We start from the raw sequence: 20,348 nt of genomic DNA, 5'->3' as shown, positions 1-20,348 counted from the left end.
ATCTTTCTGTTTGGCGGTTTCTTGTCGTCGGCGTGGCTTCGTGGGGACGTCCTCATCCCTCTCGTCGAGGAGGCGTCCGCCGATGCCCGCTCATCGCCGTTGTCAGGACCGTGCTGGCCGTGGTGCGGATCGTGTTCTGCCGCTGGACACGGCCCGGGAGTGTTTCGCCCGGCTGGTGTCGGGACCTCAGCCGCTGTCTGTGGACGGGCGGTCGTTTCACGGGCTGCCGCAGCGTCCGGTGCCCTTGGACGAGTTGCGGGGGCTGCTTCTGCGCCGGGGGTGTCCGCGGCTGACCCGGGACGCGGTGTGGGCGCAGTTGGTGCGGCGTTCGCGGCGGGAGGGGGCGGTGTGGACGCTGGCGTGTACGGGGATGGCGTTGCCGGCGTTGGCGGGGGTGGTGCGGCGGCTGGGTGAGGGGTGCGCCGGGGAGGCGTTCGATGTCCAGGCCGAGGTGGTGTCGGGGTTCCTGGACGGGCTGGCGCGGGTGGACGTGGTGCGTCCCCGGGTGTTGCCGAGGCTGCGGTGGGCGGCCTACCGGCAGGGGTTCGCCGCGCGGGCGCAGGCACTGGACGCGCCGACGCCGGTGGCTCCGGGGTTCTGGTCGACCGCGCCGCAGCCGCCGTGGGGGCATCCGGATCTGGTCCTGGCGCGGGCGGTTCGGGAAGGGGTGGTGACCCGGGCCGAGGCCGATCTGATCGGCTCCACCCGGCTCGACGACGTCACGGTCGCCGAGTGGGCGCAGGTGCACGGGGTGACGCCGAACGCGGTGTACAAGACGCGGCGGCGTGCGGAGACCCGGCTGGTCACGTTCCTCCTCAGCGAGGCCCGGGACGCGGCGCTGGACGACCCGGTCGCGGTCGCCGCGCTGGGGGCGGTGCCGTCCGCATCGCGGGTTCCGGCCCGCCGTCACGCGGTGCCCGCCCGCGCGGGTTTCTCCGCCGGCGCCGTGAATTCTTCCTCCGGCGTGGCCAAAAAGGGCCCGGATTCCGGCCTTTTGACATGCGGGAGCGACATACCCGCCCCACCGTCCACGCCAGTTGGGGAGGCAGAGTGATGAACCGGGTTCCCTTGCACCGCCGTCTCGTGCTCCACGCGCGTCGGGCCGTCGCCGCGCAGTCCCCGCTGGGCTGGTGGCTGCTGATCACCAGCGTCGTCGTGCTGGTGGTGTGTCTGCTGGGGGCGTCGTCCGCACAGGCCGCCACCGACCCGTCCCCGGCCCGGGTTCTGGCGCTGGCCGCCTCGGTGAACGAGGTCCTGACCAACATCCGCAACTGGATCATGGGCATCCTCGCCGGGCTCGCGACCGTGTTCCTGACCGTCGGCGGTCTGCGGTACGTCATGGCTGCAGGTGATCCCGGGGAGGTCGAGAAGGCCAAGTCCGCGTTCAAGAGCGCCGGTTGGGGATACGGGATGGCCGCGCTGGCGCCGCTGGTCGTGGAGATCCTCAAAGGGATCGTGGGCGAATGATGGTCGCCCCCGCGCTGCCGCAACGGCCGGTGGCGCGGCGTCGGGGCCGGTGGCGTCGTGTGCTGCTGCTCGGCGTGGTCGTCCTCGTGGTGTGTGCGTCGGTGGTCACCGCTTACGCCGACCCCGGCCCGAGCCCCGCCCCGACCACGACGGCCGAGCCGACGCCGTCGCCGTCCTGTTCCGGCCCCGACTGCCTCCCCCAGCCCAGCACCACGCCCTCCCCCGCCCCTTCGCCCAGCGCGACGCCGCCAGCCGAGGCTCCGGAGGGCGGGGGTGGTCCGGGCGGGATCTCCGGGTGGATCGCCAAGGGCGTCAACGCCGCCATCACGGGCTTCTTCAAGTCGGTCATCTCCTACGCCCTCGACCCGCTCCTGGACCTGCTCTCCAACACCCTGCTGACCACCCCGAACCCCGCGTCTCTGCCGAGGGTGGGGGAGCTGTGGACCAACTCGTGGCAGATCGCCGTCGCCTGCTACGGCCTGCTGGTCGCGGTGGCCGGAATCCTGGTGATGAGCCATCAGACGGTGCAGACCCGGACGTCCGCCAAGGAGATCGCCCCGCGTATCCCGCTCGCGTTCCTGGCCGCCGCCCTGTCCCTGTTCCTCGCGGGCAAGGCGGTGGAGCTGGCCAACGCCCTCTCCCTGGCCGCCCTCGGCAGCGGACCCGACGCCGACAGCGCCGGCTCCGCACTGCGCGACTTCGTGCTGAGCACCTACAACTCCGCCGCCGGAAGCGTCTTCCTGATCCTGATGTGGCTGGCGATCGTCGTCGTGCTGGTCGCGCTGCTGCTGACGTTCGTGATCCGCGTCGCCCTGACGGTCATCCTCGTCGTCGCCGCTCCCCTGGCTCTGATCTGTCATCTCCTGCCACAGACCGACGCCGTCGCCCGCTGGTGGTGGCGGGCCTTCGGCGGCGTCCTCGCCGTCCAGATTGCCCAGTCGCTCGCCCTGATCACGGGAGTGCACGTGTTCCTCACCCCCGGCGCCTTCGGCCCTCACGGCCTGTTCGGCCTCGATGACGACGGCCTCGTCAACGTCCTGACCACCCTGGCCCTCCTCTACATCGTCTTCAAGATCCCCTTCTGGATCCTCGGCTCCCTCCGCCTCGGCAACGGCCACTCGCTCGCCGGGAGCGTGGCCCGCAGCTACGTCATGTACAAGACGTTCGGACTCCTGCACGGTGGGCGGACGGCGGCCCGTGCCGCGTCGGCCGGGGGCTCGCGCCGGACGCCTCCGTCAGCGGTACGCGCTCCCCGCCCCTCCCCCGGCAGCGGGCCTTCCCAGCGCCAACTCGCGCCCCCGGGGCCACCGTTGTTCCTCTCCCCGAACCCGCCCTCCCCCAGCCGGAGCCAGGCACACGGACAAGCCGCCGGGCCGCCGCCGATGCCGGCCTTCCAGGCCCCCGGCACTCCCCCGCCATCCACCACACCGCCCTCCCGACCCCTCTTCCCGCCCGGACCGCCGGTGTTCCAGGCCCCCGGCCCCGCCGCCTCCACCCCGGCGGGCCGGACGGGCGGCAGGCCACCGGTGCCGAGCCGGCCCCTCTTCCAGTCGCCCACTCCACAGCCCCATGTTCCGCCCCGGCGCGCCTCCCAGGCCCCTGCGCCCGCTGTCTTCCGGCCGCCCGTACCTCCGCCTCCACCACCCCGACCGGCACGCACCAGCCCGCCGCCCCCGACGACCTTCGTCGCCCCGCCCCCGCCCCGCACCCACCGCAACCGAGGAGGTGCCCCGTCATGACCCAGCCCGTCCGTATCCCCGCCGACGTCGACCGCGACGACACCGTCCTCGCCGGCCTCACCGCCCGGCAGTTGGGGATCCTGTCCGCCACCGGGATCGTCCTGTACGGACTCTGGTCCGCCGTCCGCGCGTTCGTCCCCGTGGCGGTGTTCCTGGTCCTCGCGGTCCCAGTCGCGGCGACGGCCGTCTGCATAGCGCTCCTCAAGCGTGACGGGCTGTCCCTGGACCGGCTGCTGCTCGCCGCGTTCCGCCAGCGCACCACGCACCGTGTCCAGGTCGCCGCGCCCGAAGGAGTCCTCCCGCCCCCGGCCTGGCTCGCCCAGCACCAGGACTCCGCGCCCGCTCCACTCAAGCTTCCAGCCGAAGGGGTCGACGAGGCCGGGCTGGTCGACCTCGGCGCGGACGGCATCGCGGTGGTCACGGTCTGTGGCACCGTCAACTTCGCCCTGCGCACCCCCGACGAACAGGACGCGCTCATCACCGCGTTCGGCCGCTACCTCCACTCGCTCACGGCCCCCGTGCAGATCCTGGTGCGCGCCCAGTACCTGGACCTGTCCACTCAGACCGCCGAGCTGCGGCAACGGGCAACCTCCCTCCCGCATCCCGCGCTGGAGGCCGCCGCCCGCGAACACGCCGACTTCCTCGACCACCTCACCCACGGACGCAACCTGCTGTGCCGCCAGGTCCTGCTCGTCCTGCGCGAACCCGTGAGCGCTCCGGTCCCTGTCTCCCCGCTGGCCGCCCTCGTGCGGCGCCGGGGCGAGCAGGCGGTGGATCCCGCTGCCCGGCGTGCGGCGGAGGCCCGTCTGGTGCGCCGTGCCCAGGAAGCCGGCGCGCTGCTCGGTCCGCTCGGTGTTGCCGTCACCCTGCTGGACGCCGGGCAGGCGACCGCCGTCCTCACCTCCGCCTGCAACCCCGACACCCTCGTCTCGCCGTCCTCCCCGCTCGCCGGCGCCGACGAAGTCATCACCCTGGACGAGCGGGGGACACCATGAACCGGCCCCGCGTACGCCGAAACGCCTCGACAGCCGGGATGTTCGCGCCGGACTCCCTCGCCGTCGCGCCTCGGTATCTGGAGGTCGGCGGGGAGTGGGTGGCGTCCTTCGCGATCACCGGATACCCCCGCGAGGTCCAGCCCGGCTGGCTCCAGCCCCTCCTCACCCACCCCGCCCGCGTCGACGTCAGCCTGCACATCGAACCCGTCGACCCGGTCACCGCCGCCCAACGGCTGAAGCGCCAGCTCGCCCGCCTCGAATCAGGCCGACGGCACGACAGCGACCACGGACGGCTCGCCGACCCACAGGTGGAGGCGGCCACCGAGGACGCCTACGACCTCTCCGCCCGCGTCGCGCGCGGAGAAGGCCGCCTGTTCCGCCTCGGCCTGTACCTGACCGTCCACGCCGCCGACCGCGACCAGCTCACCGACGAAACAGCAGCCCTGCGCGCCCTGGCCGCAAGCCTCCTGATGGACGCCCAGCCCACCACCTACCGCACCCTCCAAGGCTGGATCACCTGCCTCCCCTTCGGCCTGGACCTCATCCGCACGCGCCGCACTCTCGACACCTCCGCCCTCTCGACGGCGTTCCCTTTCACCAGCCCCGACCTGCCCCCACCCTCCCCCGCCTCCACCGCCGCCCCGTCCGGGGTCCTCTACGGCCACAACCTCGGCTCCCAGGGGCTGGTCCACTGGGACCGCTTCGCCCTCGACAACCACAACTCCGTGATCCTCGGCCGCTCCGGCGCGGGCAAGTCCTACCTCGTCAAGCTGGAGTTGCTGCGCTCCCTGTACCGGGGCGTCGAGGCGTACGTCGTCGACCCCGAGGACGAGTACGCCCGCCTCGCCGCCACCGTCGGCGGCACGCACGTCGGGATCGGCGCGGAAGGGGTCCGGCTGAACCCCTTCGACCTGCCCCTCCACACCCGCCCCGACGGACGCCGCACCGCCCCCAAAGACACGTTGGTCCGGCGCTCCCTGTTCCTGCACACCGTCCTCTCCGTCCTCCTCGACACACCGTTGACGCCGGACGAGCGGGCCGTGCTGGACCAGGCGATCACCGCCACGTATCAGCGGGCCGGGATCACCGCCGACCCCCGCACCTGGACCCGGCCCGCCCCGCTCCTCGGCGACCTCACCACCGTCCTGCGCCGCTCGAAGAACCGCACGGCAGTCGATCTGGCGGCCCGGCTGCGACCGTTCACGAGCGGCGCGTACTCCGGGCTTTTCGCCGGGCCCACCACCACCCGCCCCGAGGGCCACCTCGTCATCTTCTCCCTGCGTGACCTCGCCGACGAACTCAAACCCGCCGGCACCCTCCTCACCCTGGACACCATCTGGAACCAGATCTCCCACCCCACCACCCGCCGCCCCCGCCTCGCGACCGTGGACGAGGCGTGGCTGCTGATGCAGTCACCGGCCGGAGCCGAGTACCTGTTCCGGATGGCCAAAGCGTTCCGCAAAAGGTGGGCGGGGCTCACGGTGGCCACCCAGGACACCGGCGACCTCCTGAATTCCGACCTCGGCAAAGCGATCGTCGCCAACGCCGCCACCCAGATCCTCCTGCGCCAGGCCCCACAGGCCATCGAGGACATCACCCGCACCTTCGACCTCTCCCAGGGCGAACGGCACTTCCTCCTCACCGCCGACCGAGGCCAAGGACTCCTCGCCGCCGGCACCCACCGCGTCGCCTTCGAAGCCGCCGCCTCCCCCACCGAGCACCACCTCATCACTACCGACCCGGCCGAACTCGCCGCCTACGCCCAGCAGACCGGGGAGAACGATCCGCTCCTCGACGCCGACGATCTCGTGACCGGGCCCGCCGAAGCCGACTCCAGCGACGAGGTCGACCTCGACTCCGGATGAGTTCCCCTCTCCGTAAGAGGACCGTGCCCTCGACCTGCGCAGGTCCGCCCACCTCTCAACTCCTTCATGTCACCTGCCAGTTCAGGGAGCCCTTCACCATGTCCGCTGAACGCGTCGTCCGTGCCTCTTTGGTCCACGACTACCTGCGCGACCCCACAGCCACCCTCCAGTCCCTCCTCCAGCAGATCACTCAACACGCCACCGCCTGGGCACCGTTCGGCGGCTCGGCCGCGGCAGCCGTCGGCGTGCTGCTGCTATGGGCGCGCTGGTGGTGGCACCGCCGCTGCCGGAGAACCCTCGCGCACGGCGCCCGTCTGGTCACCGTCCTGCCGCCGCCGACCGCCGACCCGGCGGGCGCCGAGGCGTTGTGGGCGAATCTGCTGGGCCTGCTGCGGCCCGCGTGGCGGCGGCGCCTCACCGGGCAGCCGCACGTGGCGTGGGAGTACGTGTTCGACCGGGAGACGATCCGGCTGCGTCTGTGGGTCCCCGGCACGGTCCCGCCCGGGACGGTGGAGCGGGCCGTCGAGGCCGCCTGGCCCGGTGCCCACACCCGCACCACTTCCGTCATCACCCCGCAGGCCGTTCCGGGACAGCGCATCGAGGCGGCGGGCGGGGAGATGCGGCTCGCCCGTCCCGAGGCGCTGCCTCTGCGTTCGGTTTTCCCGGCCGACCCGGTCCGTGCGCTGCTCGGCGCTCCGGCCGGTCTCGGTGCCGGGGAGGAGGCCGTCGTCCAGATCCTCGCCCGCCCCGTCACCGGCCACCGCGTCAGGAAGGCCCGGCATGCCGCGCGGCGGTTGAATGGGCAGCAGTCCGTCCGCCTGGCGGGCCGTCTCCTCGACCTGCTCACTCCCGGCCCGCACCACCGCGCCCGGCCCGCAGCCCCCGTGGTGGATCGTCAGACGGCGCTGAGCGCGGCGGCGGAGGACCGGGCGATCGTGGCCAAGGAGCGCGGCGCCTCGTACGAGACCCGTGTCCGCTACACCGTCACCGCCGCTGTCGCGGACGCCCTGGACGCGAAGAAGCGGACGGTGGTGCGGGACCGGCTGCGGGGGCGGTGTCATGCGATCGCGTCGGCGTTCTCGGCGTTCACCGAGCACAACCACTACCGCCGTACCCGTATCCGGCGCCCTGTGCGCCGGATGGTGGAACGGCGGCTGAGGCGGGGGGACTTGCTGTCGCTGCCCGAGCTGGCGGCGCTGGCGCACCTGCCGTGGGACGAGGCGATCCCCGCCCTCCCGCGCGCGGGGGCGCGTGCCGTTCCGCCCCCGCCGGGCATCGCGACGGCCGGGCCCGCCGTGCGCCCGGTCGGGGTGACCGACTCCGGCCGTCCCCGACCGGTCGGTCTTCACGTCCCCGATGCCCGTCAGCACCTGCACATCCTGGGCGCGACCGGTTCCGGGAAGTCGGAGCTGATGGGGAGGATGATCCTGTCCGACGCGGAGGCGGGGCGCGGTCTGGTCGTCGTCGACCCGAAGGGTGACCTGGTCACCGACATCCTCATGCGGCTGCCCGAACCCCTCGGGGAGAAGGTGGTGCTGTTCGATGCCGACAGCCGCGTCCGGCCGCCCGTCCTCAACCCGCTCGAAGGCGCGGACGCGGCCCGGACAGTCGACAACCTGGTGTCGATCTTCTCGCGGATCTATGCCTCCTCGTGGGGCCCGCGTACCGAGGACATCCTGCGCGCCGGCCTGCTCACACTGCGCGAGCTCCCCGGCGTCCCGCTGCTGACGGATCTCCCCCGTCTGCTGTCCGTCGACGCGTTCCGCCGGCGCGCGGCCGACCAGATCCACGACGAGGTCCTGAAGGGGTTCTGGGCCTGGTACGGCTCCCTGTCCCCCGCTTCACGGGCGCAGGTGATCGCCCCGCTGATGAACAAGCTGCGCGGGCTGCTTCTGCGGCCGTTCGTGCGCTCGGCGCTGGCTGCCGGGACGTCGACCGTCGACATGGAGCAGGTCCTGGACGGCGGGATCTGCCTGGTGCGGATCGCGAAGGACTCCCTGGGCACCGAGACCGCGCGGCTGATGGGGTCGATCGTGGTCGCCCGGACCTGGCAGGCCGCCACCCGCCGCGCCCGTCTCCCCCAGTCCCGCCGTCACGACGCCGGGCTCTACGTCGACGAGGCCCACAACTTCCTCAACCTGCCCTATCCGCTGGAGGACATGCTCGCCGAGGCCCGCGGCTACCGCCTCGCGATGACCCTCGCCCACCAGTACCTGCGCCAGCTCCCCAAGGACCTCGAAGAGGGCATCAGCACCAACGCCCGCACCAAGATCTACTTCAACGCCTCCCCCGAGGACGCCCAACGCCTCGCCCAGCACACCCATCCCCGCCTCGCCCCGCACGACCTCTCCCACCTCGACGCCTTCCACGCCGCCGTCCGCCCCGTCCTGCATGGCGCCGAGGCCCCCGCCTTCACCGTCCTCACCGAACCCCTCCCACCCCCGATCCCCGGGCGGGCCAAGCAGATCCGCGCCGCCGCCCGTCACAACACCCACCCCCAGCCCGCACCCACTCCTCAGGGGGCTGGAACTCGACGCACCACCGACCCCCGCCGCACCGCCTGATTGGAGGCGCCACGCATGTCCCTCTCCCCGCAACGTGCCCTGCGCGGACACCGCCCGGCCCGGCTCAGCGAGCGTGCCGCCGTGAGCGGCGCCTACGTGGCCCGGCTGTCCGAGCGTCTGACCGAACGCGACCGCTGGATCGCCCGCATGCTCCACGAACACCGCGTGCTGACGACTGCCCAGCTCGCCGAGATCGCCTTCACCTCCGCCCGCGCCGCCAACCAGCGCCTTCTCCAGCTCCACAAGTGGCGTCTGGTCGACCGCTTCCAGCCCTTCCTCACCTACGGCAGCGCCCCCATGCACTACGTCCTGGACGTCGCCGGCGCCGCCGTCCTCGCCTACGAGGACGGCCTCGACCCCCGCGACCTGAACTACCGCCACGACCGAGCCCTGGGCATCGCCCACTCCCTCCACCTCGCCCACACCGTCGGCACCAACGCCTTCTTCACCCACCTCATCGCCGCGTCCCGCCGACCTGACGCCACCGGCCGCCTCACCGCCTGGTGGTCCGAGGCCCGCTGCCGACGCCACTTCGGCGACATCGTCATCCCCGACGGCTACGGCCGCTGGCAAGAAGGCGACACCGTTCTCGAATGGTTCCTGGAGTACGACCTGGCCACCGAACGCCCCGACCGGGTCGCCGCGAAACTCCCCCGCTACCACCGCCTCGCCGCCACCACCGGCATCACCACCCCGATCCTCGTCCACCTCCCCACCACCCGCCGCGAAGCCCGCGTCCGCCACGCCCTCGTCTCCGCCCTCGCCACCCTCACCGACTCCGCCCTCGTCCCCGTCGCCACCACCAGCGCCGACCACACCGACGCCCGCTGGCAGCCCCTCGACCGACTCTCCCACCGCCGCCTCCCCCTCCACGACCTCCCCACCGTCTGGCCCCACTTGACACCCCCCAACCCTACCCAACCCGCTGTCCCCGACGACGACTCCCCCACCGACCTCCTCCCGCCCCCGCCCCTCGTCCCCGAACCGACGCCCCGCCGCCCCCACCGGTGACACCACCATGGGCAAAACCGTCGCCGCCGCCCTCACCGGCCTGCTCCTGATCGCCGTCCTGGCCTCGGCGGGCGCCGGGGGCATGCTCTCCTCCTTCGGCGGCAACCGGCTCCAGCCCAGCGCCACCGCGCTCACCGACATCCCCGCCGACTACCTCGCCCTCTACATGGACGCCGCCAGCACCTGCCCCGGCCTGCCGTGGACGGTCCTCGCGGCCGTCGGCAAGGTCGAGTCCGACCACGGCCGCTCCGCGCTCCCCGGTGTCACCAGCGGCAGCAACCACGCCGGGGCCCAAGGGCCCATGCAGTTCCTGCCGTCCACGTTCCGCTCCGTCGTCACCCGCCATCCAGCGCTGGGCAACAACCCCTACGACCCCCGCGACGCGGTTCATGCTGCCGCCGCGTACCTGTGCGACTCCGGCGCCCGAGGCGGCACGGACATCCCGCGCGCCGTCCACGCCTACAACCACTCCGATGCCTACGTCTCCCAGGTCCTCGCCCAGGCCCAGAGTTACGACGGAGGCACAACGTTCGCCGCCGACTCCGCCCCGTCGAGCGCAGCGCTGGAAGCGATCAACTACGCGCAGGGCCAACTCGGCCTCCCCTACGAATGGGGCGGCGACGGCCCAGGAGCAGGTGACGCCGGCTTCGACTGCTCGGGACTCACCATGGCCGCGTACTCCGCCGCCGGAATCACGCTCCCCCGCACCGCCCAGACCCAGTACGACCACGGTCCCCGCCTCCCCTCCGGGGAACAACTCCGCCCCGGAGACCTCGTCTTCTACGGCACCCCCAGCGCCATCCACCACGTCGGCATCTACATCGGCAGCGGACAAATGATCAACTCCCCCCGGCCGGGAGCCGTCATCCGCATCGCGCCGTACCGATACCCCGGAGACGACTACGCGGGAGCAACCAGGCCGTCCTGGACCACTTGATGTCACAGCGCAGATCTGTAGAACTTCTCTCCCGCAGGCATTCACCGATGCCGTACCCACACGTTCGGCTCCACCAGCACACCCTCATCCCTCTCGTAATCGATCACGACTGGAGCGAGGGCTCCAGGAACCACATAGCTACCGGAAGCCGGAAGAGCGAACCCGGCCCACTTCTGCCAGTCACCGACCGACCCCTCCATCGTCATGGACCGCTCCGCCGCACACAGCACGCGGGCGCCCATGCGTTGGTGAGTCCGCAGCCACGGATCCAACGGGGCACCGTCCGTACGGGTCCAGCTCATGAACTGGCCCATCGGAGTCAGCGGATAGCGCGCCTTCAAAGCCGGCCGCACCGGCGCGATCACCCGTTCCAATCCGGCCCGTTCTCCAGCCGACGCGAGAATTCGCAGCATTTCAGCGGCCAAGCCGCGACCCTGTAGATCCCCACGGACCTGTGCCGCGGCAATCACCAGCGTGTCGGCCTGGCCATCCGCCTCGCGCAGGGCGACCGCGCGCACCAGCGACTCGTCATAGCCGCCGGGCAGGTCAGCGAGCGAACCGTCCCACCGCATCGGCACACCCCACCCGCCGGCCACGATCTGGTCCTCGCCGTCGACCAGGAGCAGATTCAGACCACCGAACCACTGCCGGACCCTGCCCATCTGCCGCTCAGCGACCGGATCATGAAAGATGAACTCGGGCCAGCCCGCGCTGAAGATGTCTTCGGCCTGCCCATGCAGATCAGGCCGGTCACCGAAGGCAAAGGTCCGCAGATCCACGGCGCCGCAGCCTACGCCGCTCCATCGCGCGGTGCTCGGAATTCCGGACCACCGTTTCACTCGGCCACAGACTCATCGGAGTCAACGCCCATGAACACCCACCCAGAGACAACGACAGGGTCGAGATGTTGATCACGGAGTGGTCGGCGCAGAAGCAGGTCCAGGCGATGAGTTCCTGTTCCCCCCTCGCGCAGGACAAAGTTGGCGACGGCCCGGCTGTAGACGATGTCCGGACCCCAGAGCCAGGCCCGGGGACGACGAGGGCGACGCGGACGGCGTCGTTCTCCCGGGCCTTGTGCGCCGCGCGGTCCTCGAACGCGCGGGCTGTCTCGGGGTCCCGCAGGTAGTCGTAGTCGGAGAGGAGGAGTTTGTGTTCGCCCTGGAGTGCGGCGATGGCGGGCAGTCGCGTTCGAGGATCGCGCGTTCCAGCCGACGGGTCGCGTCCCGCAGGAGGTCGGCGGTGGCTTCGTTCACCGAGGAGCCCGTCTGCCGGTGGGGCCTTCAGCTGGTTGGCGCACCGTTTCGCGTGCCGTGCTCAGGTCGGTCTGCATCGCTGGCCTCCAGCCTCGTCGGCGTCACCGCGCACCGGGCGTCCGGCGTCGTCCTGGCCGTGATGTGGTCGGACAGTTGCTGTGCCAGGAGGTTAGCGGCCTCCACCGCAACACGCAGGACCGCCATCGCCGCCTCGACTCCGCGCACCTCCAAATCCCCGAGCCGGCTCATGCCTTCGGCGGGGGTGGCAAGCCGAAGCGGGGTGGGTTCGTGGATGTCCAGGAACCAGTGGAAGACCCACTCGTGCCCGCTGCCGATGGCTTCGAAGGTGAGGAGCGTGTCCGGCGGGCTGGTGATCATTCCGTTCTGCTGTGCCGCGCGGACCAGGAGGTGGACCGTGTCCGTCTCGCCGAGTTCCAGGGGGTTCCAGTCCGGGTCGATGCCGGGCAGGGTTTCGTCCCAGTCCTCGTCGAAGGACAGGGCGATCTCCCAGGAGACGACGAGGTCGATCAGCCAGTCGTACGCCTTCTTCTCGTGCAGGGTGAACGGTGTCATCGGTCTCCTCCCTCGAAGGAACAGCAGGCTGGAGGGCCGTCGGCCGGTCACAGCAGCGGGATGAATGGCGAGTTGTGTGCGCTGCCGGTCACCACGGCCTGCCAGACCGGCGGGGTGGTGCCGTAGACGGCGTGGATGATGCCGAGGTGTTCGGGGTGGTCGGCCGGGCGCAGGTGGAGGGTGAGGCCGTCGGGGAGGATCCCGTCGATCTCCAGTCCGTCGGCGGGGGCGAGGTCGTTGAAGGTGAGGACGTCGGCGAGGGTGGTGAGCAGGAAGGCCGAGGTGTGGGGTTCCAGGCCGGTGACGGCGAGTTCGTAGTCGCAGCCGGAGCGGGTGTGCAGGCCGACGGTGTAGGCGAGGGGGCGCAGGCCGAGGTACAGGTCACCGTAGACGTACTGCACGGCGTGGCCGTGCTGGGCGATGGTCTCCCGCACACGGCGGAGGTAGAGGTCGGCGTCGAGCATCGTGCAGCTCTCGCAGGAATGGTGAACGGGTGAATGGTCGAGGGCCCCCTCCCGGAGGGTGGGTTCCGGGAGGGGGCGGGGCCGGTGGCGGGGAATGCAGAAAAGCCGCCACCGGCGTCTGAGGGGAAGGGGTCCAGGTCGCCGCTACGCGTCGCCGCGAGCGGTTTGGTGGGCCTTGTGGGTGACGGGGCACAGGTACTCGCCCCATGTGTCGTGGGCGCGGGCGCCGGTGCGGTCCCAGATCAGCGGTCTGCCGCAGCTGGCGCAGACGCCCGCGTCCGTTCCCGGCCCGTGCCGGTCCCGCCCCGCCGTATGCGCTCCGTTGTGGAGCAGGCCGGTGATCAGGCGGCGGGTTGTTTCGGCGTACGTCGCACTCTCGTCGTCGTGGACCGGGTTGCCGCAGGCGCGGCAGGCCAGGTCGATCTCGTCGAGCGGGATGTTGTCGATGCCGACCGTGTGGGTGCCGTCGGCGCCGGTGCCGGTGTGCAGGTACAGGGTCGCGCAGACGGCGAGATCGGTGCTCCCGCAACCCTCCGCAGTGCATTTCATGCGCATGCCAATCCCGTGGGTGCGGGCGAGGTCAGGGTGCCGGCCGTTGGCGGGCGTCGGTCCAGGTGCCCCCGTCGAGGCCGGGAGGCGTGAGCGGGGCGCCGTCGCGGATCAGTGTGCGGCGGAAACCGTGCACGGCCCCGGTGGTCTTCCTCAGGTGGTCGCGGGCGCGCATCTCGGCGTCCTCGACGGTGTCGCCGTCGGCGACCACGTACCGGGGGCCGTCGAGGTCTTCGCGGTGGGGCTGGTCGAGGACAAAGGTGTAGGTGTGCATGGTGAACTCCCCTTCCTTTCCAGGAGGTTGGATTCATGGGTGAGGCGTGGGGTGATTCCCCCGCGGGGAGCCGCCCTCGCGAGTGTCGGCCGCGTCAGCGTGTGCGCAGGAGCAGGTAGCGGTGGGCCTTGGCCTTCAGGGCGGGTGGTCGGTGCCGCCCTCCAGAGCGTGTTGGGCACAGACGAGGTCGTCGCCGAGGGTGTGGCGGATGCAGAGCGTGAAGCGTTCGGTGTTGCCGCACACCGCCCGCCACGGGGCGACGATGACTCGGCCGACGTGGCTGGCCTACCGCCTGCTCAAACAGTCCGGTTTCGAACTGGAGGCTCGGACTGCCTGCTTGACCGCACTCCGGCGACAGCGTGCACCCCCTTCTCGGAGTGCGCGCTCGACTTCAGCGATCTTCTGTCAGCGCCTGGAGCAGGTGCTGTCCCGGGTACTTGGGGTAGGGCTGGACCGGTGCGGTGATGACTGTCTGTGCGTCATCGTCGAAGACCGGCTCGCCACTGGGGCGGCGCGAGTAGGGGAGGTAGCCGTAGTCGACTCCGTCGTCGGGGTCGAAGCTCATCCAGGCGATGAGTTCCACCTCGTTCTCCCGCAGGGGGAGGTTGGCGACCGCGCGGCTGTAGATGGCCTCGCCGGTGAAGAGCCACACCTGGGGGACGGCGATGGCGAAGCGCCCGGCGTCGATCTCGCGTGCCTTTTGCGCGGCGCGTTGTTCGAACGCCTGGGCGGTGGGCTCGTCGCGCAGGTAGTCGTAGTCGGAGAGCACCAGGGTCCGGGCCTCGCCCTGGAGTGCGACCACCGCCGGGCAGGTGCGCTCGTGGACGGCTCGCTCCAGCCGGCGCACGACATCGCTCACCAGGCGCTCGGTGGCGTTGTTCATCCGACGGCCCGCCTCCTTGCCGACTGCTCGGTGCGTTGCCGTGCTTCGTCGAAGGCGGTCTGCAAAGGGGCGGCCTCCGGGCTCATCGGAAGTTTCCCTCATCCTGGCCCCGCCGGGGTATGTGCGGGGAACGCCGGTCTCAGCGGAGTCGGGTGCGTGATGTCCAGAAGCCATCGGTACCGGTAGTTCGTCAACTCCGACGGTAGGCATATGGGCGAGCCTCAAGAACGCCCTGGGCAAGCTCGCCCCTGCACCGTCGACGCCCTCACCCGCACCCACACGTAGGGAACGCAGTTCCGGCCCGGCCATGCCAGGAGTTCCCCCCAGACGCTCTCCACCCCGCCATATTTCACTCGCGATGTCCGCCCAGGCACATCTACGGTTTCCGTGTGTCCGCTATCACAGCGCTGCCGCCGGCGATGGCCGAGGAACTCCTGCGTCCCGTCCTTCCCACCGTGTCCGTCGAGGAGAGCGTGCTGCGTACTGGCGGGGCGCTGAGCACGATCTTCGAGATCCGGTTCGTCGGGGCGGCCGAGCCGGTCGTCATCAAGATCTATGACGGTCAATGGCGCTGGAAGCAGGAGAAGGAGATCTACGTCTACCGGCTGCTTCAGCAGCACGGTGTCGGGCCCGTGCCTGTTGTGCTGCACCATGGGGACGCCGACAATGTACTCGGGCGCTGCTACACGGTGATGACGATGCTCAGGGGCCGGCCGTTGTCCGACGTCAGCCACGCCCTCGACAGGGCGTCGCTGCGGGAGATCTACCGCCAGATCGGGGGCTGCCTGGCTGCGGTCCACCAGATCCCGCGGGACGCGTACGGATACCTCACGACGCGGGTTCTGGATCCCGAGCCGACGAACACCGCCTACATGACACGGCAGTTCCACAAGAAGCTCGGGGAGTACGCCGGTCACGGGGGCGATGCGGCACTCGCGACGGCCGTCGAAGCGAAGGTCGCTCGGCGGGCGGAGCTGTTCGGCGCGTGCCACCACGCAGTGCTCTGCCACAACGACTTCCATGAGGGCAACGTCCTGGTCGTCGAGGACGGCGGCGGATGGCAGATCAGCGGCTTCATCGACGTGGAGAACGCGATCGCCGCGGATCCGCTGATGGACCTGGCCAAGACCGACTACTACTCCGTCCGCGACAACCAGGACAAACGCGAAGCACTCTGCAACGGCTACGGCACGCTGCCCGCCGACTGGAGCGAGCGGGTCGGCCTCTACCGCCTCTACCACGCTCTGGAGCTGTGGGACTGGTTCGCCTCCATCGGCAACACGGCTCCGCTGGAGAGCATCGCCGACGACATCCGGCGGATGGCGGCATGATCTTGAGTATTGAATGCGGATTCCGAACCACCGGCACCTTGCCGACGACCGCCCCATCGGGACACCCAACGGTGGGGCAGCGCCGTCACAGTTCGGCGACCAGTTTCCGGGGCTCCCTCTCAGGTGTGAGGGCTGGATGTGCTGTGTCACCGTGCGCGCAGCAGGAGTTGGCGGTGGGCCTGGGATTTGAGGTCGTCGGTGCCGCCTTCCAGGGCGCGTTGGGCGCGGGCGAGGTCGTCGCCGAGGTGGCGGGGGATGACGCGCAGGTGGTGGTCGAGGTAGTCGGTGAGGGTCCGTTCGGCCGTGTAGGCGGTGCGGCCGAGTTTGCGGGCCCGGTCGCGGAACATGCCGTCCAGGTGATCGTGGCGGGAACGGGCGGATGCCTTCGCGGCGTCGGTGGCGTCGTCGTCAAGGGTCCACAGGTTGTCGATCAGTTCGTGGAAGTCGTCGATCAGCAGGTCCGTGCGAACCAGTTGGTTCTCCTCGGCCTCCCACGCTTTCGCGTAGGCGAGGGTCAGGCCGAGGTTGCGGCGGGCCTCCTCCAGGTTGTCCAAGCCGCCCCTGGTGTGGCGGATGCCCCAGCGGTGCGGGGCGTCCCGCACCGCGAAGCGTTCGGTGTTGCCGCACACCACCCGCCATGGGGTGACGATGGACTCGGCCGACGTCGTCCCGTCGTGGGAATTGACCGCGGCGAGGTAGAGGACGATCTCGTCGTCGAGGCCGCCCCGGTCGATCACGATCGCCTTGGGTATCCGCATCGTCACGAACACCTTGCGGCCCCCGCGCAGCGCGCCGGCCGACTCCCAGACCGCGTCCCGCTGTTCCACCAGGTCCTGGAGGAAACGGAAGATGCGCGCGTTCTGGAAGACCTCGTAGCGGTCGCCCACCGTGCCGAGGGCCGCGCCGGTGTCGGAGCGGACCGTGATGTGGCGGCCCTTCGCGGTCCGGACGCCGTCGTCCCATTCGAACAGTGCGGGCTTCTTGACGACCTGCCAGTCGATCCGGGCGAGTTTCAGGACCTCGTCGATGTCCTCGGTGCCGCCGGGGATCACGGTGCCCAGGCCGTGCCAGGCCGGGGTGGTGGTGTAGAGGGCGGCGGTACCGGTCGTGGTGTCCAGGCCGTGCTGGGCCAAGATCTCCTCGGCCTCGCCTGCGGCATTCCGGCGCACGGTGAAGACCTCGCCCCTGTCCCAGCCGGTGAGGACCCGGTAACGGTCGTCACCGATCCGTTCGACCTCGTCCCGGTCGATCCGGTCCTGGAACGCGCGGGCCTGCGTGCGCGCGGCGTCGAGTTGGTCGGTCTTCTCCTGGGCGAAGGCGGTGTTGACGTCATTCATGGTCGTTGGGCTCCTTCGTGTCCGGTGTGCTGAAGATCAAGGTGAGGAGGAACGCCGCGAGGTCGACCTGCTCGGCCCTGTCCAGCAGGACGCACACGCTCCACCGGTGGTGGGCTCCGGGTTCGTCGATCATCGAATCGAGCATGACGTTGCCGGTCGTGGCGTCGTGCCGGTATGCGTGCAGGTGGCCGACCCAGAAGTTGTCATCTGTCATGCCGTCGCCTCCCCGGCCATCGTCCGCAGCAGCGCGGCGGCGCGGCTTCTGACCTGTTTCTCGTTGGGGTGGGTCACGGTGATGCCGGCCTCGATCCGGTCGGCCGCCTCGTGAAGGAGGCCGGCCTTGAGCACGGGGACCGCTGTGCGGGCTTCCTGGTGGAAGGCGATCAGGGCGATGGCGAACGGCTCGACCTTGCGGCCGTGCAGGTTCATGAAGAACTCGGCCGTCCAGCCGACGTGCTCCGCGCACGTCTCCAGGACGGTCGTCAGCCGGTCCGTCCGCAGCACGTGTGTGGGCGGTGCCGCGCAGCCGGGCCTGATGCATTCGTAGAGGTCGGTGGTTGCGGTCATGGATCGTTTCTCCTCTCGTCCGCGACGGGGTGGCGGTGGAAGGTGGTGTGGTTGCTGTAGTGGCCGTCGTGGGTGAGCCAGTAGGTGTTGCGGCCCACCTCGAAGCGCACCGGCCCGCGCGCGCCGATCACCCGCTCGTACGCCTCGTCGAGGCTGAGTCCCTGTCCGGCCGGGTGCGTGCCTGTGTCGGGCGCGGTGCGGTGCAGGTAGCCCAGCAGTTCGCGTTTCGCCTCGGCGGCGGGCAGCAGATACGTGCCGCCGCCGAGCGCGTTCACGGACGCGGCGCCGGTCCGTTCCCAGCTCGCCGCCATGTCCGGCACACCGTCCAGCGGGATCAGCGCGGCCAGGTACCGGCCGACGGCCTCCTGCACGCTCCGGTCGAAGGCGGCGTCCCACACCAGGGCCGAGCCCGCCACCTCGGTGTACGCGGCAAGAGCGCCACGCATGTTGCGGACGGCGGACCGCTCGGCCGACATGTAGTAATGGGAGTACCACCACGCGCCGTTCCCGTCGAATCCGTCGTTCATGGAGCGGCCCGTGAACATCCGGCCGGCCATCCATCGGACGCCGTCGACACCGAGGAAAACTCCCTCGAAGACACCGGGCTGCACTTCCGCCCGCGTGCGGTGGACGACCCTCCACTGCATCACCTTGTCCTTTTCATCGTTCATGCTTCCTCCGTGGCTTTCTCTCTTGCTGGAAATGGCGGTCCATTTTCACGTTCCGTGAGGTGGAGAGGAGGTGGTTGCGGCGGGATTCGGAACCGCGACCTCGCGGCTTATAAGACCGGCGCTCTACTGGCTGAGCTACGCAACCAGGAAAAGGGTCCGGGCAGTCCCGTCACCGGACGGAGAAGGACGGAACTGCCCGGGGGATTAAAACGCCCTTAAAGCCTGACAAGCTGTAAGGGGGCTCACTCAAATACGGCGGACGGAGACCGCCGATTACCGATCTCCACCAGAAAAAAAAAGGGGGGTGTTTTCACCGGCGGGGCGGGCGTGTGCCGGTGCCCGCGATGCGTTCGGTGTGGACGACCCAGGTGACGGACTGCACCGTGCTGGGCAACTCCCCCAGCCGCAGGGCTGCTTCGCGGTAGCAGTGGGCCAGCAGGGCGTACCGGCGGGCGTTTCCCAGGCCGCGTTCGCGGGTGCCGTAGATCTCGCCGACCGCGACGTCGTGGGCGTGGCGGTCGATGACCACCGCGTCCGGGTCGCAGGGGTCGGCGATGCAGCGGAAGAACATGCCGGTCTTGCGTTCCATCGGCAGGACGTCGGCGGGGTCCTCGCCGGACATGATCCGGGTGACCTTGGCCAGCGCGTCCCGCACGTGGCCGGAGGGCACGCCGGTTGCGTACGCGCGGCGGGCCAGCCGCGCGTTCTGCGGCCAGGACTTGTTCGCCGACAACGCAGCGATCACCCCGGCGCCGGCGCGGGCATCACCCTCGCTGATCATTGACGCCAGGTCGTGGGCGGTGCGGTACCAGGTGCGCCCGCGCTGGAGCTGGTCCGGGGTGGCGGCGCGCCACATGTCGATGATGTTCCGGACGTAGCGTTCGCGGGTCTCTTCGGATGCGGTGGCGGGGACCATGGCATGCCTGCCTCCTTCCGGATCGACGGGATCGGGGAGTTACGCAGGGTCGGGGAGTTACGCGGGGACGGTGGCTGTCGCCGATCGTTCGGCGGTCGGCCGCCGTCCCCGCGCGGAAAGGGAAGCGCCCTGCCAGCGGCTTGCTCTGGCGGGGCGGTGTGTCAGAGGAGTTCGGCGATGTCCGGGGACAACTCGTCGTCGGTCACGACGCGTTCGGGCTCCAGGTCCTCGACAGCCGTGTCCGGGCCCGTGATCCGGCGGTAGGTGATCGTTCCGGCGCGACGGCCGAAGCGTCCGTCCGGAGTCCGCCATTTCTCGATCACGACGCGTTCGCCCTGAAGATCGCCGGTCACATACGCCACGAGCCGCAGTACGCGCCCAGCGGTGGTGCTCACCTCGTGCACGGTGATCCGGCGGAACACCGGCGTGAGGTAGGCGGCGTTCTCCGTGGACTCCCGCCCCGTCGACTCCCACTCGACCCTCACCAACGGATAGGCGTAGACCGACTGATGACCGCCGGGGGCCGCCCGGGGCCGTCGACGTGGCGGACGCGCCGACCGGCCCTGATGTCGTGCTCCTCGCTCATGGTCATGACGTGCCGCGCGGAAGCACCTTGATCCACTTGCCTTTGGACAGCGGGCTCTCGCTGAGATCGACCGTTTTGCCCTCGCTGCCCTGTACCTGATCGCTCCACAACTCCTCGTGCGCGGCCAGGTATTCGGTCAGCGCCTGAGGGTCGTCGGCCACCGACACGGGCACCCGCACACGGGCGTCGAACGTGTAGACCAGCTCTTCGACCATCTTCAGGCTGGCCGTGATCTCGATCGTCTTCTCGTCGTTCATGACGTCGTCCTCGTTTCGTCGGATCGCGGGGATGGGCCGGGGGCGCCGCCATGAGCCAGGACGGCGCCCCCGGTGGGCCCACACCCCCAAGGCAGGGGAAAACCGAGGA

Annotated in this window: 22 protein-coding genes and 1 tRNA gene; 9 read left to right on the top strand and 14 right to left on the bottom strand. The window is 70.6% G+C overall.

Annotated features, from left to right (window positions below):
- The first annotated feature begins 238 nt into the window (after nt 1–238).
- From IAG44_RS40095 to IAG44_RS40060, 8 genes are all read left to right on the top strand, one after another.
- Complete coding sequence (locus IAG44_RS40095) at nt 239–1,054, top strand: hypothetical protein (protein ID WP_246562653.1); 816 nt, start codon at nt 239–241, stop codon at nt 1,052–1,054.
- Complete coding sequence (locus tag IAG44_RS40090; protein ID WP_246562645.1) at nt 1,054–1,467, top strand: pilin; 414 nt, start codon at nt 1,054–1,056, stop codon at nt 1,465–1,467. Before IAG44_RS40095 ends, IAG44_RS40090 begins: the two co-directional genes overlap by 1 nt.
- Complete coding sequence (locus tag IAG44_RS40085) at nt 1,464–3,206, top strand: TrbL/VirB6 family protein (protein ID WP_187751931.1); 1,743 nt, start codon at nt 1,464–1,466, stop codon at nt 3,204–3,206. The genes IAG44_RS40090 and IAG44_RS40085 overlap by 4 nt, the downstream gene beginning before the upstream one ends.
- Complete coding sequence (locus tag IAG44_RS40080) at nt 3,203–4,201, top strand: PrgI family protein (RefSeq protein WP_187751930.1); 999 nt, start codon at nt 3,203–3,205, stop codon at nt 4,199–4,201. Before IAG44_RS40085 ends, IAG44_RS40080 begins: the two co-directional genes overlap by 4 nt.
- The gene (locus IAG44_RS40075) at nt 4,198–6,066 is read left to right on the top strand and encodes a VirB4 family type IV secretion system protein (RefSeq protein WP_223006836.1); all 1,869 of its coding nucleotides are present in this window, start codon (nt 4,198–4,200) and stop codon (nt 6,064–6,066) included. Before IAG44_RS40080 ends, IAG44_RS40075 begins: the two co-directional genes overlap by 4 nt.
- Before the next feature lie 98 nt (nt 6,067–6,164).
- Nucleotides 6,165–8,630, top strand: a complete 2,466-nt coding sequence (locus IAG44_RS40070) for a DUF8128 domain-containing protein (RefSeq protein ID WP_187751929.1) — start codon at nt 6,165–6,167, stop codon at nt 8,628–8,630.
- Between the two features lie 15 nt (nt 8,631–8,645).
- Nucleotides 8,646–9,641 carry a replication-relaxation family protein gene (locus IAG44_RS40065; RefSeq protein WP_187751928.1) on the top strand — a complete coding sequence of 332 codons (996 nt, stop codon included), beginning with the start codon at nt 8,646–8,648 and terminating at the stop codon, nt 9,639–9,641.
- Nucleotides 9,642–9,648: 7 nt separating this feature from the next.
- A complete protein-coding gene (locus IAG44_RS40060) occupies nt 9,649–10,578 on the top strand; it encodes a C40 family peptidase (RefSeq protein WP_187751927.1) in 930 nt (309 codons plus the stop codon).
- A gap of 41 nt (nt 10,579–10,619) precedes the next feature.
- On the opposite strand, the gene IAG44_RS40055 is transcribed toward IAG44_RS40060, so the two are convergent.
- From IAG44_RS40055 to IAG44_RS40030, 6 genes are all read right to left on the bottom strand, one after another.
- Nucleotides 10,620–11,357, bottom strand: coding sequence for a hypothetical protein (locus IAG44_RS40055; protein ID WP_223006835.1), 738 nt, complete (start codon nt 11,355–11,357; stop codon nt 10,620–10,622).
- Between the two features lie 501 nt (nt 11,358–11,858).
- Nucleotides 11,859–12,404, bottom strand: a complete 546-nt coding sequence (locus tag IAG44_RS40050) for a hypothetical protein (protein ID WP_187751926.1) — start codon at nt 12,402–12,404, stop codon at nt 11,859–11,861.
- Between the two features lie 47 nt (nt 12,405–12,451).
- A complete protein-coding gene (locus tag IAG44_RS40045) occupies nt 12,452–12,868 on the bottom strand; it encodes a DUF4262 domain-containing protein (protein WP_187751925.1) in 417 nt (138 codons plus the stop codon).
- 144 nt (nt 12,869–13,012) lie between these two features.
- On the bottom strand, nt 13,013–13,417 hold the full coding sequence (locus tag IAG44_RS40040; protein WP_187751924.1) for a hypothetical protein: 405 nt from the start codon (nt 13,415–13,417) through the stop codon (nt 13,013–13,015).
- 31 nt (nt 13,418–13,448) lie between these two features.
- Entirely contained in the window at nt 13,449–13,691 is a 243-nt protein-coding gene (locus IAG44_RS40035; RefSeq protein ID WP_187751923.1) for a hypothetical protein, read from the bottom strand.
- A 391-nt stretch (nt 13,692–14,082) separates the two neighbouring features.
- Nucleotides 14,083–14,574 (bottom strand): hypothetical protein, encoded by a 492-nt coding sequence (locus tag IAG44_RS40030; protein WP_187751922.1) that lies wholly within the window; start codon nt 14,572–14,574, stop codon nt 14,083–14,085.
- A gap of 389 nt (nt 14,575–14,963) precedes the next feature.
- Here IAG44_RS40030 and IAG44_RS40025 point away from each other — a divergent pair, with 389 nt between their 5' ends.
- Nucleotides 14,964–15,905 carry a phosphotransferase family protein gene (locus tag IAG44_RS40025; RefSeq protein WP_223006834.1) on the top strand — a complete coding sequence of 314 codons (942 nt, stop codon included), beginning with the start codon at nt 14,964–14,966 and terminating at the stop codon, nt 15,903–15,905.
- 146 nt (nt 15,906–16,051) lie between these two features.
- Here IAG44_RS40025 and IAG44_RS40020 read toward each other — a convergent pair whose 3' ends face one another.
- From IAG44_RS40020 to IAG44_RS39985, 8 genes are all read right to left on the bottom strand, one after another.
- A complete protein-coding gene (locus IAG44_RS40020; RefSeq protein ID WP_187751921.1) occupies nt 16,052–17,242 on the bottom strand; it encodes a DUF932 domain-containing protein in 1,191 nt (396 codons plus the stop codon).
- Entirely contained in the window at nt 17,235–17,456 is a 222-nt protein-coding gene (locus IAG44_RS40015; RefSeq protein WP_187751920.1) for a hypothetical protein, read from the bottom strand. The genes IAG44_RS40020 and IAG44_RS40015 overlap by 8 nt, the downstream gene beginning before the upstream one ends.
- Entirely contained in the window at nt 17,453–17,809 is a 357-nt protein-coding gene (locus IAG44_RS40010) for a hypothetical protein (RefSeq protein WP_187751919.1), read from the bottom strand. The genes IAG44_RS40015 and IAG44_RS40010 overlap by 4 nt, the downstream gene beginning before the upstream one ends.
- Nucleotides 17,806–18,480, bottom strand: coding sequence for a hypothetical protein (locus tag IAG44_RS40005; RefSeq protein WP_187751918.1), 675 nt, complete (start codon nt 18,478–18,480; stop codon nt 17,806–17,808). The genes IAG44_RS40010 and IAG44_RS40005 overlap by 4 nt, the downstream gene beginning before the upstream one ends.
- A 71-nt stretch (nt 18,481–18,551) precedes the next feature.
- Nucleotides 18,552–18,625 (bottom strand) — tRNA-Ile (locus tag IAG44_RS40000).
- A gap of 165 nt (nt 18,626–18,790) precedes the next feature.
- On the bottom strand, nt 18,791–19,396 hold the full coding sequence (locus tag IAG44_RS44000; RefSeq protein WP_246562643.1) for a DUF7178 family protein: 606 nt from the start codon (nt 19,394–19,396) through the stop codon (nt 18,791–18,793).
- 161 nt (nt 19,397–19,557) lie between these two features.
- Nucleotides 19,558–19,884, bottom strand: a complete 327-nt coding sequence (locus IAG44_RS39990) for a hypothetical protein (RefSeq protein ID WP_187751917.1) — start codon at nt 19,882–19,884, stop codon at nt 19,558–19,560.
- 100 nt (nt 19,885–19,984) lie between these two features.
- Nucleotides 19,985–20,239 carry a hypothetical protein gene (locus IAG44_RS39985; protein WP_187751916.1) on the bottom strand — a complete coding sequence of 85 codons (255 nt, stop codon included), beginning with the start codon at nt 20,237–20,239 and terminating at the stop codon, nt 19,985–19,987.
- Nucleotides 20,240–20,348 lie beyond the last annotated feature (109 nt).

This window comes from Streptomyces roseirectus (genome assembly GCF_014489635.1).
In the GTDB taxonomy this organism is placed as follows: Bacteria; Actinomycetota; Actinomycetes; order Streptomycetales; family Streptomycetaceae; genus Streptomyces; species Streptomyces roseirectus.
Note: the sequence above shows the minus strand (reverse complement) of the source record. Positions and strands in the feature narration are given on the sequence as shown.

What these genes read in the sequence shown, in the direction of transcription:
- IAG44_RS40090 (WP_246562645.1), top strand. Translation starts at nt 1,054, where the DNA reads ATGAACCGGGTTCCCTTGCACCGCCGTCTCGTGCTCCACGCGCGTCGG.
- IAG44_RS40085 (WP_187751931.1), top strand. Translation starts at nt 1,464, where the DNA reads ATGATGGTCGCCCCCGCGCTGCCGCAACGGCCGGTGGCGCGGCGTCGG.
- IAG44_RS40080 (WP_187751930.1), top strand. Translation starts at nt 3,203, where the DNA reads ATGACCCAGCCCGTCCGTATCCCCGCCGACGTCGACCGCGACGACACC.
- IAG44_RS40075 (WP_223006836.1), top strand. Translation starts at nt 4,198, where the DNA reads ATGAACCGGCCCCGCGTACGCCGAAACGCCTCGACAGCCGGGATGTTC.
- IAG44_RS40070 (WP_187751929.1), top strand. Translation starts at nt 6,165, where the DNA reads ATGTCCGCTGAACGCGTCGTCCGTGCCTCTTTGGTCCACGACTACCTG.
- IAG44_RS40065 (WP_187751928.1), top strand. Translation starts at nt 8,646, where the DNA reads ATGTCCCTCTCCCCGCAACGTGCCCTGCGCGGACACCGCCCGGCCCGG.
- IAG44_RS40060 (WP_187751927.1), top strand. Translation starts at nt 9,649, where the DNA reads ATGGGCAAAACCGTCGCCGCCGCCCTCACCGGCCTGCTCCTGATCGCC.
- IAG44_RS40050 (WP_187751926.1), bottom strand. Translation starts at nt 12,404, where the DNA reads ATGACACCGTTCACCCTGCACGAGAAGAAGGCGTACGACTGGCTGATC.
- IAG44_RS40045 (WP_187751925.1), bottom strand. Translation starts at nt 12,868, where the DNA reads ATGCTCGACGCCGACCTCTACCTCCGCCGTGTGCGGGAGACCATCGCC.
- IAG44_RS40040 (WP_187751924.1), bottom strand. Translation starts at nt 13,417, where the DNA reads ATGAAATGCACTGCGGAGGGTTGCGGGAGCACCGATCTCGCCGTCTGC.
- IAG44_RS40035 (WP_187751923.1), bottom strand. Translation starts at nt 13,691, where the DNA reads ATGCACACCTACACCTTTGTCCTCGACCAGCCCCACCGCGAAGACCTC.
- IAG44_RS40030 (WP_187751922.1), bottom strand. Translation starts at nt 14,574, where the DNA reads ATGAACAACGCCACCGAGCGCCTGGTGAGCGATGTCGTGCGCCGGCTG.
- IAG44_RS40020 (WP_187751921.1), bottom strand. Translation starts at nt 17,242, where the DNA reads ATGAATGACGTCAACACCGCCTTCGCCCAGGAGAAGACCGACCAACTC.
- IAG44_RS40015 (WP_187751920.1), bottom strand. Translation starts at nt 17,456, where the DNA reads ATGACAGATGACAACTTCTGGGTCGGCCACCTGCACGCATACCGGCAC.
- IAG44_RS40010 (WP_187751919.1), bottom strand. Translation starts at nt 17,809, where the DNA reads ATGACCGCAACCACCGACCTCTACGAATGCATCAGGCCCGGCTGCGCG.
- IAG44_RS40005 (WP_187751918.1), bottom strand. Translation starts at nt 18,480, where the DNA reads ATGAACGATGAAAAGGACAAGGTGATGCAGTGGAGGGTCGTCCACCGC.
- IAG44_RS44000 (WP_246562643.1), bottom strand. Translation starts at nt 19,396, where the DNA reads ATGGTCCCCGCCACCGCATCCGAAGAGACCCGCGAACGCTACGTCCGG.
- IAG44_RS39985 (WP_187751916.1), bottom strand. Translation starts at nt 20,239, where the DNA reads ATGAACGACGAGAAGACGATCGAGATCACGGCCAGCCTGAAGATGGTC.